The organism is Vibrio sp. OPT18 (assembly GCF_015163615.1).
Lineage (GTDB): Bacteria > Pseudomonadota > Gammaproteobacteria > Enterobacterales > Vibrionaceae > Vibrio > Vibrio coralliirubri.
Genome location: NZ_JADDYK010000048.1, coordinates 123,350 through 135,756 on the forward strand (window position 1 = coordinate 123,350; position 12,407 = coordinate 135,756).

The 12,407-nt window shown below is 46.0% G+C and carries 14 protein-coding genes and 1 pseudogene; 4 read left to right on the top strand and 11 right to left on the bottom strand.

The genetic code is table 11. The features are described 5' to 3' along the window. Window positions 1-169: 169 nt before the first annotated feature. Complete coding sequence (locus tag IQQ51_RS11535) at window positions 170-1,063, bottom strand: LysR family transcriptional regulator (protein ID WP_193841142.1); 894 nt, start codon at window positions 1,061-1,063, stop codon at window positions 170-172. Window positions 1,064-1,166: 103 nt separating this feature from the next. Here IQQ51_RS11535 and IQQ51_RS11540 point away from each other — a divergent pair, with 103 nt between their 5' ends. Beyond that, complete coding sequence (locus tag IQQ51_RS11540; protein WP_193841143.1) at window positions 1,167-2,078, top strand: DMT family transporter; 912 nt, start codon at window positions 1,167-1,169, stop codon at window positions 2,076-2,078. 45 nt (window positions 2,079-2,123) lie between these two features. Then, window positions 2,124-2,480, top strand: a complete 357-nt coding sequence (locus IQQ51_RS11545; protein WP_193841144.1) for a nuclear transport factor 2 family protein — start codon at window positions 2,124-2,126, stop codon at window positions 2,478-2,480. Between the two features lie 174 nt (window positions 2,481-2,654). Here IQQ51_RS11545 and IQQ51_RS11550 read toward each other — a convergent pair whose 3' ends face one another. Together IQQ51_RS11550 and IQQ51_RS11555 are read right to left on the bottom strand one after the other, a co-directional pair. Then, window positions 2,655-3,530 carry an NAD(P)-dependent oxidoreductase gene (locus tag IQQ51_RS11550; RefSeq protein ID WP_193841145.1) on the bottom strand — a complete coding sequence of 292 codons (876 nt, stop codon included), beginning with the start codon at window positions 3,528-3,530 and terminating at the stop codon, window positions 2,655-2,657. A 12-nt stretch (window positions 3,531-3,542) separates the two neighbouring features. Further along, a complete protein-coding gene (locus IQQ51_RS11555) occupies window positions 3,543-4,445 on the bottom strand; it encodes a LysR family transcriptional regulator (protein ID WP_193841146.1) in 903 nt (300 codons plus the stop codon). A gap of 85 nt (window positions 4,446-4,530) precedes the next feature. Between IQQ51_RS11555 and IQQ51_RS11560 the strand changes: the two genes are divergently transcribed. Beyond that, the gene (locus IQQ51_RS11560) at window positions 4,531-4,767 is read left to right on the top strand and encodes a DUF2798 domain-containing protein (protein WP_193841147.1); all 237 of its coding nucleotides are present in this window, start codon (window positions 4,531-4,533) and stop codon (window positions 4,765-4,767) included. A 166-nt stretch (window positions 4,768-4,933) separates the two neighbouring features. On the opposite strand, the gene IQQ51_RS11565 is transcribed toward IQQ51_RS11560, so the two are convergent. The 6 genes from IQQ51_RS11565 to phhA all read right to left on the bottom strand — a co-directional run bounded on the left by IQQ51_RS11565 (window position 4,934) and on the right by phhA (window position 9,067). Further along, the gene (locus IQQ51_RS11565) at window positions 4,934-5,650 is read right to left on the bottom strand and encodes a YebC/PmpR family DNA-binding transcriptional regulator (protein ID WP_017057670.1); all 717 of its coding nucleotides are present in this window, start codon (window positions 5,648-5,650) and stop codon (window positions 4,934-4,936) included. A 96-nt stretch (window positions 5,651-5,746) separates the two neighbouring features. Further along, window positions 5,747-5,956 carry a DUF3283 family protein gene (locus IQQ51_RS11570; RefSeq protein ID WP_004732615.1) on the bottom strand — a complete coding sequence of 70 codons (210 nt, stop codon included), beginning with the start codon at window positions 5,954-5,956 and terminating at the stop codon, window positions 5,747-5,749. A gap of 191 nt (window positions 5,957-6,147) precedes the next feature. Next, window positions 6,148-6,492, bottom strand: a complete 345-nt coding sequence (locus tag IQQ51_RS11575; RefSeq protein WP_193841148.1) for a hypothetical protein — start codon at window positions 6,490-6,492, stop codon at window positions 6,148-6,150. A gap of 206 nt (window positions 6,493-6,698) precedes the next feature. Next, complete coding sequence (locus IQQ51_RS11580) at window positions 6,699-7,799, bottom strand: Fic family protein (RefSeq protein WP_228012818.1); 1,101 nt, start codon at window positions 7,797-7,799, stop codon at window positions 6,699-6,701. 145 nt (window positions 7,800-7,944) lie between these two features. After that, window positions 7,945-8,283, bottom strand: a complete 339-nt coding sequence (locus tag IQQ51_RS11585; RefSeq protein ID WP_193841150.1) for a 4a-hydroxytetrahydrobiopterin dehydratase — start codon at window positions 8,281-8,283, stop codon at window positions 7,945-7,947. Beyond that, on the bottom strand, window positions 8,273-9,067 hold the full coding sequence (phhA, locus tag IQQ51_RS11590) for a phenylalanine 4-monooxygenase (protein WP_193841151.1): 795 nt from the start codon (window positions 9,065-9,067) through the stop codon (window positions 8,273-8,275). Before phhA ends, IQQ51_RS11585 begins: the two co-directional genes overlap by 11 nt. Window positions 9,068-9,266: 199 nt before the next feature. On the opposite strand from phhA, the gene IQQ51_RS11595 reads away from it, so the two are divergent. Continuing rightward, the gene (locus tag IQQ51_RS11595) at window positions 9,267-11,273 is read left to right on the top strand and encodes an acetoacetate--CoA ligase (protein WP_193841152.1); all 2,007 of its coding nucleotides are present in this window, start codon (window positions 9,267-9,269) and stop codon (window positions 11,271-11,273) included. A 116-nt stretch (window positions 11,274-11,389) separates the two neighbouring features. On the opposite strand, the gene maiA is transcribed toward IQQ51_RS11595, so the two are convergent. Further along, window positions 11,390-12,073, bottom strand: coding sequence for a maleylacetoacetate isomerase (maiA, locus tag IQQ51_RS11600; protein WP_193841153.1), 684 nt, complete (start codon window positions 12,071-12,073; stop codon window positions 11,390-11,392). A gap of 54 nt (window positions 12,074-12,127) precedes the next feature. Beyond that, window positions 12,128-12,407 (bottom strand): annotated as a pseudogene (locus IQQ51_RS26980) (fumarylacetoacetate hydrolase family protein); the annotation flags it as partial.

The window sequence follows — 12,407 nt, forward strand, 5'->3', positions numbered from 1 at the left end:
ACGTTGAAAGGTTAGCCGCAAACTGTCACGCCGTTTTATCAATGCGACGAATGGTAATAATAAGGAATGAATGGTTGAGTTAGGGCGTGAGTGGGGAAACAAAAGTTAGATTCGCGAAAGAATAAAAAGGCTAGGTACGCCTAAAGCCTCTTATCAACTTCGTAAACTTTCAACAGTCATTGAGCGAAGCTGCAAGGAAATCGATGAACAGTCGTAGTTTGAGTGGCATTGGATCTCGCTCAGGAAACAATGCATAGACATTTTTCGATGGCATCAGATAATTAGGTAGCAAGGGCAGCAATTGCCCAGACTGAATGGGCGAATTGGCGATAAAATCGGGAAGCCTAGCAATCCCAAGCCCAGCCATGGTTGCACAAAGTAATGCTTCGCTGTTGTTGACTCGGTAATTGCCTTTCACGACCACACTGGTCACCTGATCTTGGTGACCAAAAAACCACTCGGCACTCTCAGATGTATGACGATAGAGTAAAGCGTTGTATGCACTAAGTTCGCAGATCTCGGTTGGCATGGACAAACCATTCTCATCAAAATACGTAGGCGAGGCACAGATGACGCTACGGACACTGGTTAACCGCTTCGCCACTAAACTCGAGTCATTTAAATCCCCGGCTCGAATCGCGACGTCATATCCTCCCTCAACGATATCGACGTAACCATCGTCCATCGTCATGTCGATGTGAATATGAGGGTAGCGTTTAAGAAATTGTGGGATGAGAGGGGCCAATACCAGACGACCAAAAGACATTGGCGCATTAACCCGCAATGTACCAATTGCCTGATTTTGTTGACTGGTCGCCGCATCTTCAGCTTTTTGCAGCCAATAATTGGCTTTGGTGAGGTAATCATAAAACTGCTCACCAGATTCAGTAAGTGATACTTGGCGTGTAGTACGATGCAGCAAACGCACTCCAAGGCTCGACTCTAGCTGGATCACCCGCTTGTTGACCGCCGAACGTGACACGCCCAGTTCACGCGCTGCGCCTGCAAAGCTCGATTGTTTTACCACCGCAAGGAAATAGGGAATAGCGTCTAAGTGCTGCATGATTGTCGCCAATTTGGATACAGTGTGGAGAGTGTAGAGCCTATTCTCTAATCAATCTAGGTCTTTTATGCTGATTTCATCGACTTCAATAATAGAGTAAGACATGAAATCACTGATAAAACCGATAACGGAAAGAAGGCACATAAATGGTATCGGTCGGCAATTCCAGTCTCCGCTATACGTGGTCAGCATTGGCAGTCTTGTCGCCGTAAACTTTGCGTTAGCCAAATATGCTGTGACCATTGGCATTCCACCGGTTGATGTCGCGATAATACCGATAGCAGGTGCCGCTTTATTGTTGATGACGTTATTGGTTATGCGAGGTCAGCTCAACCGAACGGCATTGGTGCATTACCGTTATTATCTTTGGGCTGGTTTACTGGGCGTCGCAATCCCTAATCTGGCGTCAACCTATGCCCTACAATCTCTTAATACCAGTACATTCAGTGTACTCGTCACTTTGTCGCCCATTTTTACCTTGTTATTCACCTTACCTTTTCAAGGGTCCTCGTTAACCTGGCGAAAAGTACTTGGAATCATGGTTGGGGTCGTTGCCGCACTCTCTGTGACTTTGTCACCACAAATGAACACTTCATCCCCTTGGTCAGCACTAGCCATTGCGCTACTCGTACCCATATTTTTGGCCGCTGGCAATGTCTATCGCAGTCGCGCGTTCCCCTCTCTTGCCAATCCAATTGTTCTGGCCGCTGGCATGCTGACACTACAGAGCATGGTATGGCTTCCGTTTACTCATGCGATCGATGGTGAGGTCATTGCAAACGGAACTGGCGTACTTGCGCTGATGGCATGCTTATCGGCACTCAGCTATTTACTGACGTTTCGTTTTCAACGGATCACTGACGGGTTGGGCTTTAGCCAAGTGGGAAATGTGGTGACCGTTGTCGGCGTTTCCATTGGGATCACGTGGTATGGCGAGCCATTAACGCTGCAATTGATCGCATCCGTAATACTGTTGTTGATAAGCCTGTACTTATTTAATCACGCTAAATCTTAATCTCGTTCAAATCCAAATTAGTTCAAATTCAAAGGAGCAACTGCTATGTCACCATTAATCGAACAGACAAAACATCTATATCAAATCGTCGACCAAAAGGATGCCCACGCCCTAATGGCACTACTGCATGATGACGTGTCGTTTCATTTTTCGAACGCCGCACCAGTAGTAGGAAAGCCAGCTGTCGAAGCGGTCAACGCAGCATTCTTTGGATCAATTGAATCAATGACGCATACGTTTTCTGGGATCTACGTAAACGATGATACGGTTGCGTGTGAGGGGCAAGTTGACTATGTGCGCCTGAATGGCAGCGCCTATGCCGCTAAGTTCGCGACTTTCTTATCTTTCAAACAGGGGTTGATACATCAATATAAAATCTTTGCGGATGTCTCTGAATTATAATGCCGCAAACTTTAAGTAAGCATGTTTGCCCAATTGAGAGCCTCAGAGCTAGCAATTTGCCTATTCTTCTATACGAAGACTGGGAATTCACCAAAGCACAACCCAAACAAAAATAGCCGCTAATCAGCGGCTATTTTTAGTTATCTAAACGAAGTTTCTATTACTTCGATCTTTCTACTTCTTTGTCTCTTCAACCACGGCTTTCATCAATACTGACGTATCCATGCGGCCTTGTCCTTCTGCAGACAGTGCCTTATATGCGTTGTTGGTTTTTTCAGTCAGCGGAAGTTGGATTCCTTGGCGCTCAGCTTCATCTAAACAGAAGCCTAAGTCTTTGATCATCCAATCAATTGCAAAGCCGAAATCAAATTTATCTTGCGCCATTGTGGTAGCACGGTTTTCCATCTGCCATGAGCCAGCAGCGCCGTTTTTAAGGCAATCAACCAGTGTTTGGATATCCAAGCCTGATTTTTCAGCAAGCACTAAGCCTTCAGAAAGACCATTCAATACACCTGCAATGCAGATCTGATTAACCATTTTCGCACGTTGGCCTTGGCCTACTTTACCCATCAGAACCGACGACTTGCCGTAAGCTTCGAATACAGGTTGAAGGTCGTTGAATAACTCTGGTTCGCCACCACACATAATGGTTAGCACGCCGTTTTCTGCGCCCGCTTGACCACCAGACACTGGCGCATCCATAAATCGAACACTCGCTTGCTTCGCTGCCACTTCAAGCTCTTCAGACAGAATTGCCGAGGTTGTGGTGTGATCAACAAGAATCGCGTTTGGCTTCATTGCGGCCAGAGCGCCTGTTTCGCTGGTCGTCATGCTGCGCACGTCGTCATCGTTGCCAACACAAACCAATACTACGTCTGCTTCCGCTACACACTCAGCCACAGTTTCTGCTGCTTTACCTTGGTGTTTATCAGCCCAGTCTAGCGCTTTACTATGAGTACGGTTAAATACCGTTACCTCAAAACCGGCTTTGACTAAGTGACCTGCCATTGGGAAACCCATAACGCCTAACCCGATAAAACTTACTTTCATTTCTTTCTCCTTTTATTTGACCAAGTCATCGCTATGAAAAGATCGAACACTCTCAATCAATGCATCAATAAGCAGGGTCAAAGCCTTTGGCTGATATTTTCTTTCTTTGTACACTAAATACGCTTGGCGATCACCCCGATGATACTCAGGAAGTACTTGAATCAGATTCATTTCCGGGGATACATGACGAAAAGGTAGTGAAGCAAGCCCCAAGCCTTTTTGCGCCGCGGCTGCCACTGCATGAATATCGTTAACGATGAACTTGGGTTTTATCGTGATCATCTGCTCTAAGCGGTCAGATTTGTAGAGCGGCATATCAAACACATCATCGACGTTAATCCAATCTTGCAGCTCCAGGTCGTCCGGCTTTTCTATTGCTGCACGCGAATCTAAGTATTCTGGGCTTGCATAAAACCCGTGTTTAGCTTTAAACAGCGGTCGAGCAATCATGCCTTCCATGTCCGAGATCTTAAACGTGATCAGTAAGTCACGATCGGTCTGTGGAATGAGCTGTTGTTGGCTCAAGGTAAGGTCGAGCTGAACGTTTGGGTATTGAGTGAGGAATTGCTCTACCGTCGACCGTAGAAAGCCACTGTAGAAGTTATGAGGCACGGCGAGCTTTATCTTGCCTTGGATAGCGTCACGCTCTTCAAGCAAGCTATTAAAACCGTGATGAATCGACTCCATACCGCTGATCAGTGCAGAAAAGGCCGCCTCGCCGTCTTTGGTGGCCACCAGCTCACGACCTTTCTTTTCTAAAAGTCGGATATTGAGGCGATCTTCCAATGCAGTTAACCGACGCGACATAGTCGACACAGGGAGTTGCAGCCGTTTCGAAGCCGATAGCAAAGAGCCCTCTTCAACCACTGCACAGAATAAGAACAGATCATCAATGTTTCCAAATATGGAATTCATACTTCTACATGTGCCTATTTTTCTCATTAATGGATAAATGTAACCTTATCTCATCAACATCAGAAAATCACGGGAGAAACACAGTATGAACAACAAACAATTTTGGGTAACCGCGATTTTATCTTCACTGACCATGGCGACCATCATGTCTGGGTTAATTTCTGGCTACAAAATGGGATTCAGCCCCGAGTGGCCGCCAATCTGGATGCAAAGCTTTTTCATTGCTTGGCCGTGCGCCATCACGCTCAACCTCACCGTGCTTCCTTTGATCAGAAAACTCTCAGCATGGATTTGTCGCCCAAGAACGCTTTGCGAACCTTAGATCACGGAACGATGATCAAGGGCTAATGTTAAGGAGCTATAGTCTAGGTTCTGTGATCAAAGAGATGCGTTCAAAAAACTCTGTTCACGGATAAATGCCTGAATTACAGACATAAAAAAACCGAGCACTAGGCTCGGTTTTTTAGTAACTGTTGTTACTGTAAAGATTACAGCTCAGCGTTGTGGTAAACCTGCTGAACGTCATCACAGTCGTCAAGCATGTCTAAGAACTTCTGGAATTTCTCAGAATCTTCTTCAGCTACTGGCGTAGTTGTTTGAGGAACGAAAGTGATTTCCTCAACGTCTAGCGTTAGCTCTGGGAACGCAGTGTTTAGAGCAGTCTTCGTTTTGAAGAACTCAGTCGTTGGAGCGAATACAGTGATAACACCGTCTTCTAGCTCAACGTCAGTCACGTCTACGTCTTCCATCATTAGCGTTTCTAGGATGATCTCGTCGTCTTCGCCTTTGAACTGGAATACAGCTTGGTGAGCGAACATGTGAGAAACAGTACCTTCAACGCCGATTTTCGCGCCAGTTTTAACGAAACATTGGCGAACGTCTTGGAAAGTACGGTTGCCGTTGTCAGTTAGACAGTCAACGATTACGCTTGTGCCACCTGGGCCAAAACCTTCGTAACGAGCTGGTTGGAAGTCTTCACCGCCGCCGCCGTTCGCTTTATCGATCGCTTTGTCGATAACGTGAGCTGGTACTTGGTCTTTCTTCGCTTTAGCAATCAGGTGCTTAAGAGGTAGGTTCATGTCTGGGTCAGAGCTGCCGTTCTTAGCCAGTACGTAAATCTCTTTACCGTATTTAGAATAAACTTTAATTTTTGCGCCTGCAGTTTTCGCCATTGAGGCCTTGCGCACTTCAAAACTTCTTCCCATCGGGATCTTCTCTCTGATTCAATTAACGGTGCAAATTCTAGCAAATTACTGTGTCATTTCAATTCTACAGCACTGCTGGGTAAGGTTTGTCTGCGTTTATGCGACACCCATTACCCGTTTGTATTTTTCTACAGACTGATCAAACCAAGCCTTTTCTTCTGGGTCACCTAGCTTCATTGCTTCTTCAACAATGGCTTCAGGGCCACATTTCGCTTGCTTCAGTTTCCATACAAGAAACGATGCTTGCTTATCCAGTTCGATTTTATTTTTCTCGCTGGGTGGAAGGAGTGAAAGGTTGATAGACATTATTAGCCTTCGTCTGTAATACGCTTGGCCGAGAAATATATCATAGAGCAGCCTCATAAAACCAATACTATGAGTAACAGAAAGGGTTTATGAGACAAGAAACCAAGCAAGTCGCTGATGCAGGTCAAGCGACTTCTGATAAAGTACGTATATTTGCTTATCGTTAGCTATGAAATAAATAGTTATTAATCTTAATGTCCACGCACAGCTACTAGCAGGCCACAAATAACAAATAAAATAACCACCCATAAAATCGCAGGACCTGGATTACCATTCTGAGCTTCTGATGCTAGATAAGAGTTGAACTCTTTTTTGCTTTGACGACGACCGTGACTTGATCCTAGGTTATGTTGTCCTAGAGGGACGCTCCCATTGATCACATATTGTTTTGCAGCATTTAAAGTCGATAGTGGACCTAATTCATTTTTTCCCTCAGAACTAATGACATACCATGATTGGCCTTGTTTTAATATTGTACGACCATCTGAAACCCTGTAATAACCAGCTTCAATTCTTGATACCGTAGTCAACTTCATAACCTTACTTATTATAATGCTTAGTATTATATGTGTAGTGCAACATATTAGATATGCTTTATGTTTCTAGATACGAATTTTTAAGCTGAATTCCTCTCAAAGATACGCAACGAGTAAGTCGCTAGAATGAAAACCAAAAAGCTGCCAGCATTCGGTCTGAACGTTGGCAGCTTTTAAGTATAGAAATGAGCGTGGGTGTATAAACCCTACTTCGGCAACAGATAGCGCGTGCTTCTGCCACCAGAACCAGATTTAACTAAGCAGCCATGCTCAATCAAAGCATTCAAATGACGTGTTGCTGTGGCACTGCTCACCTTTGCTACTTTCTGATATTGGCTGGCATTGATACCTTCTGAAAAATCACCATCGAGCATCCTATTCAGCACTTTTACTTGTTCTGCCGTAAGCTTGGTTTGGTCGATGCTGCGCCAATAGTTAGTCTTATATACAGTTTGGTCGACCTCAGCGAAAACGCCTGTAAACGTCTCGTCTAACGTATCTAAGAACCACATCAACCAATCGCTAATATCGAGTCCCCCTTTCTGGGTTCGCTCCAATATCTCGTAATAATGTTTGCGGTTAGCGAGAATTCCCACCGACATCGCATAGAAGCGTACCGACTGCTGCTCGGCCTGTGCTAACGCCAAGTCGGTCAACAATCGAGTAATACGACCATTACCATCATCTAACGGGTGTAAGGTGATAAACCAAAGGTGAGTTATCGCAGCTCTAAGTAAGGGATCGAGTGTAGCGTCGGTAAGTGAATCATTAAACCATGTGATAAATGTATCTAGCTCAGCATCAAGAATGTTTCGTCTAGGTGCTTCAAAGTGCACGGTTGGACGGTCAATTCTTCCTGATACCACTTGCATCGGAGCGTCACCTCGTAGCTGACCTCCAACTACAGGGTTAAACATGGTGTAGCCTTGAGGAAACAGTCTATCGTGCCAATGTAAGATCCTATCAAGCGCTAGTGGCTCTGTTAGGTTCTGCACCGCATCCAACATAATTTCAGCTAAACCATCGGTTTGTTCTGTCGTAGGAAAAGGTCGCTCTTCACTCACGCCAAGTTTGTTGGCTAAAGAAGAACGAACAGAGAAAGCATTCAGCTTTTCTCCTTCTATCGCACTGGAGTGGACAATGTTCGCTAATAAAGTATCGAGCATTGTTTGCGTTTGGTCTGCAGATTGAGAGGTAATCTTACCCAATAAAATGCCCTGATTAAGCCGAACTTCTCTTAACCTCACGCCTATTCTTTGATTATCCCAAACAAAGTTTGGCCAATTATCTTGCTGCCAAATCCACATATTACGCCCCATGATGCGAAAGTATCACTGATTCAACTCATATTATGAGCTGTTTAAGGAGTTTATTCAACTCACACTATGAGTCGAATAATCAGATAATCGCATCACAGAGATAAAAAAGACACCTCCTCGAAACCCAAAAAAACTACTCACTCACCGCGAACACATCACAACGGGAAGCACAGATGAAGTCATTTTTGTGCAGGCCTTTGATTGAGTGGCTCCACCAAGTGACGGTGACTTTGCCCCACTCCAATAAGATCGAAGGATGGTGGAACTCTTCTTCTGCCAGTTCTGACACTTTGTTGCTGAATGCCCATGCTTGCTTGTAGTTCTTAAACTTGAACACTTTCTCAAGCTGCGGGATGCCGTCTCTTTCCATGATCTGCCAATCAGACAACTCCAACAGTAAAGATTGTTGTTCATCTTTATTAAGAGAAATTGCATCGATACTGCAGGCTTCGCATTTTTGTTCATTCAACATGTGTTGGTTCCTTGGGTTCAAAAAGTGGTGGTAGTAACCCCGCGTCTATGGCGAGATCAGCTTGCTGTAATAGGTTTTCCTGACTGATTTTGAAGAGCTCAGATAGCTCGGCGATCACGTAATATTTCGGTTGCATGATGTCGATGCGATAAGGGGTTCTTAACACCGTTTGCAGATCGAACCGCTCACGAACCGCCAAATCACCGACCAATGCGTACATGGTTTCCGCCGGAGACGAGAGAATGCCACCACCATAGATTTTCAGTTGTTGGCCCTCTTTTACTAAACCGAACTCGACCGTAAACCAATACAAACGGGCAAGATAAGCGCGCTGTTTAGATGTGGCGGCTTGGCCTAGTTTTCCATAATGCTCAGTGAATGCCGCGAAATCAGCATTAGTGAGCATGGCACAGTGACCAAAAATTTCATGAAAAAAATCAGGTTCTTGCAAGTAATCGAACTCGTCTCGCGTTCTCAAAAATGTCGCGACGGGGAATTTCTTATTCGCGAGCAAATCAAAGAAACGGTCGAAATCGATTAACGCCGGAACAGGCTGAACCTGCCAACCTGTTGTTTCCTTTAGCACTTTGTTTATCTCTGGAAGTTGGGGAACTCTGTCTAATGGCAGATCCAGCAGGGTCAAACCGTGCAAATAGGCATCACAAGCGCGGTCACTAATGACGTCCAGTTGCCTTTTCACTAAGTCGTGCCAAATGGCATCTTCTTCGAGGCTCCACTCAACCCATCCCTCTTGGCTCACGGGCTTAGAATGATATTGAGTCATTACGCACCTCCTTTCGAATGTCTCACTTTAAGCCTATCTCTACTCCTTATAAGCGCCAATTTGCGCGATTTTTCGAAACAGGCGATCGTGTAACATTTTATTTACACAATTCCGCCAAACGCTTATTTTGCTGAACTTTTGACTTTGTAAAACCTAAATACCAGACTGAAAACGTTAACTTTTTGTTAAAGGTAAAGGAATGCACGAAAGCAATAATCCCATTTGGCAGCCAAGCGAGCAGCGTATCGCCGATGCCAACTTAACCCGATTTATCGATAGCCTTGAACAGTCTGGATTAAACCTAGATAGGGACGTAAAAAGCTACGCCGAACTCCATCAATGGTCTGTGGAACAACCGGAATCGTTTTGGCAAAACGTATGGCAGTTTTGTGGAGTAGTCGGTTCGCAAGGCTCTATTAACAAGGCAGAAAGCGAAGCCATCAAAGCCCAAGGTGAGAGCCGCTGGCAGCAGCCTAAATCGAATCGTGATGCGGTTTGGTTTCCCAATGCGCAGGTAAACTACGCCGAGAACTTGCTGCGTTTGGCGCAAACCATGCCTAATGAAATGGCGATTTGGTTTGAGAATGAACGTGGCGAACAACAGAGTTATACATGGAAAGCCTTGTGTGAAGCGGTCTCTAGCGTTCAGCAATGGCTTGTCGATAGCGGAGTGAAGCAAGGTGATGTGGTTGCTGCTTATACGCCCTATCTGCCACAAACCGTAATAGCGATGCTGGCAACCACCAGCTTGGGCGCGATTTGGACATCGACCTCGCCTGATTTCGGTGTCGAGAGTGTGATTGAGCGATTTGGCCAAGTGAAACCCAAGGTGCTGTTCACCTGCGATGGCTATACCTTCAATGGCAAAACGTTCGATATGACGGACAAGAACCGTGAAATCATCGAGCACTTAACCGAGCTAAAACAGGTGTGTCAGATCGGTTACTTGGGAAGGAATGACTTTGAAAATGATGTGTCGACCCGAAGCTGGCACAGCATCATCAATCATTATCAACCACAACCTTTACGATTTGTGCGTATCGGCTTCAATGAACCACTGTTTGTACTCTACTCTTCCGGCACAACAGGCAAGCCAAAGTGTATTGTTCACTCGGTTGGTGGCACCACCGTCAACCACCTAAAAGAGCATCAGCTTCATTGCGACGTTAAGCCAAACGATCGCGTGTTCTACTACACCACATGTGGTTGGATGATGTGGAACTGGCACGTCTCTGCGCTCGCCAGCGGGGCTTGTTTGGCGATCTTTGATGGCAGCCCAGTTTATCCGCAACCTAACGTTCTATGGGACTTGGCACAGCGTGCCGATGTGTCACTGTTTGGCACCTCAGCCAAGTATCTAGAAGCGATCGAGAAGGCAGAGCTCTCACCTATCGACAACCATTCTCTTCCCCACTTAAGAACACTGTGCTCAACGGGTTCTGTTCTCTACCCAGAGCAGTTTGATTATGTTTACAAACACATCAAACAAGACCTGCATTTGGCGTCCATTTCTGGTGGTACGGATATTTGTGGCTGCTTTGTGTTGGGTAATCCTATCTCACCTGTGTATCGCGGTGAGTGCCAACAGGCAGGGCTCGGAGTTAACATCAAGGTGTTCAATTCGTCTGGTCACAAGGTTAATCACGAACGTGGCGAACTGGTGTGTACAAATTCCCTCCCCAACTTCCCTGTTGGCTTCTGGAATGACACCGGAGAGCGCTATCACAGCACGTATTGGGATAGATTCGATAATGTGTGGCATCACGGTGACGAAGTCGCACAGAGCGTTAATGGGGGCTATCTGTTCTACGGGCGAGGCGACACCACACTCAACCCCGGTGGCGTGCGAATTGGTACCGCCGAGATCTACCAACAAGTGAACACCATTGACGGCATCATAGATTCCATCGCCGTCGGTAAAGATGTCGACCGTAATGAGCAGATTTGGTTGTTCGTCCAACTGCAGCAAGGTGTGGATCTCAATGAAACGCTATTGGCAGCCATCAAGAGTAAGCTCAAATCATCTTGCTCGCCAAGGCATGTGCCAAGCCAAATTTTTACTGTCAGTGACGTGCCCAAAACACGCTCAGGAAAACTGGTGGAGCTGGCAGTGAAACAGGTAGTGAATGGTAAGCCTGTCGAGAACATCGGCGCGATCGCCAATGCGGATGTGCTCGATGAGATCAAGCGTGTGATTTCGCTTTAGCGCTCTTATCTCAGAAGACCCAAAATAGAAGAAAGTAACTTCCAACGAAAAGCCCTCCACGAATGAACGTCGTGGAGGGCTTTATGATCTTAGCTACCGATGGCTCTTAATCTGGGCTATGCGTTCGCATCCGCCTGGTTTTCTGGCATCGCATCGATAAAAGCGGGTAACTGATTGCACGCTTCGACAATCGAGTTAATTAGCGGATAAGGCGACATATCAACACCAAAACGCAGTGCATTGTAGACTTGGGGCACTAAGCAAATATCGACGATACAGGGCGAATCCGTGAGGCTATACACCGAGTCACCATGCGCTTTTCTGTGCTTCGCTAGCTTCTCTTCTAGAGCATGGAAACCTTGGCTCATCCAATGATGCAGCCAGTCCATTTTCGCCTCTTGCTCGCACGACAATTCTCGCTCCAAATACTGCAACACGCGCAGGTTGTTCAGAGGGTGAATTTCCATCGCAATATCCTGAGCCATCGCCAACGCTTGATAACGTAGTGGTGTTTGCTCAGGAATCAACAAGGAGTCTGGACTGCTCTCACACAAATAGTTTTCGTCCAAGTATTGCAAGATCGTCAGCGACTGATTGAGTTGAACGTCACCATCCACCAGCACTGGCACTAATTCACTGGCATTGAGCTCGCGATATTGTGGATCATGCTGCTCGCCGCCATTACGCACCAAATGCACCGATTTCGACTCATAGCTAAGTTGCTTTAGGTTCAACCCAATACGCACTCGATAGGCTGCCGAAGAGCGCCAATAACCATAGAGTGTGATCTTCTTGTTCATAAAGAGCCCTCGTTCATAACGTGCCTCTCTGCAGTTTTACTCTTGTCATTGTAATTAGCACAGTCGATATTGACTGACTTTTTGGTCAATCGCGCCAAAAATGGAGTCACCAGCGACATCGAACATCTCAAGCTTGATCGAGTCACCAAACGACATGAATCGAGTCGAAGGTTTACCGTCTCTAATCGTCTCTATCATGCGTACTTCAGCAATGCAGGAATAGCCCACACCACCTTCCGCAATTGAGGTGCCGTGGTCAGTACCTTGTTTATTCGATACCGTGCCCGAGCCAATGATCGCACCGGCCGACAACGGACGAGTCTTCGCAGCATGG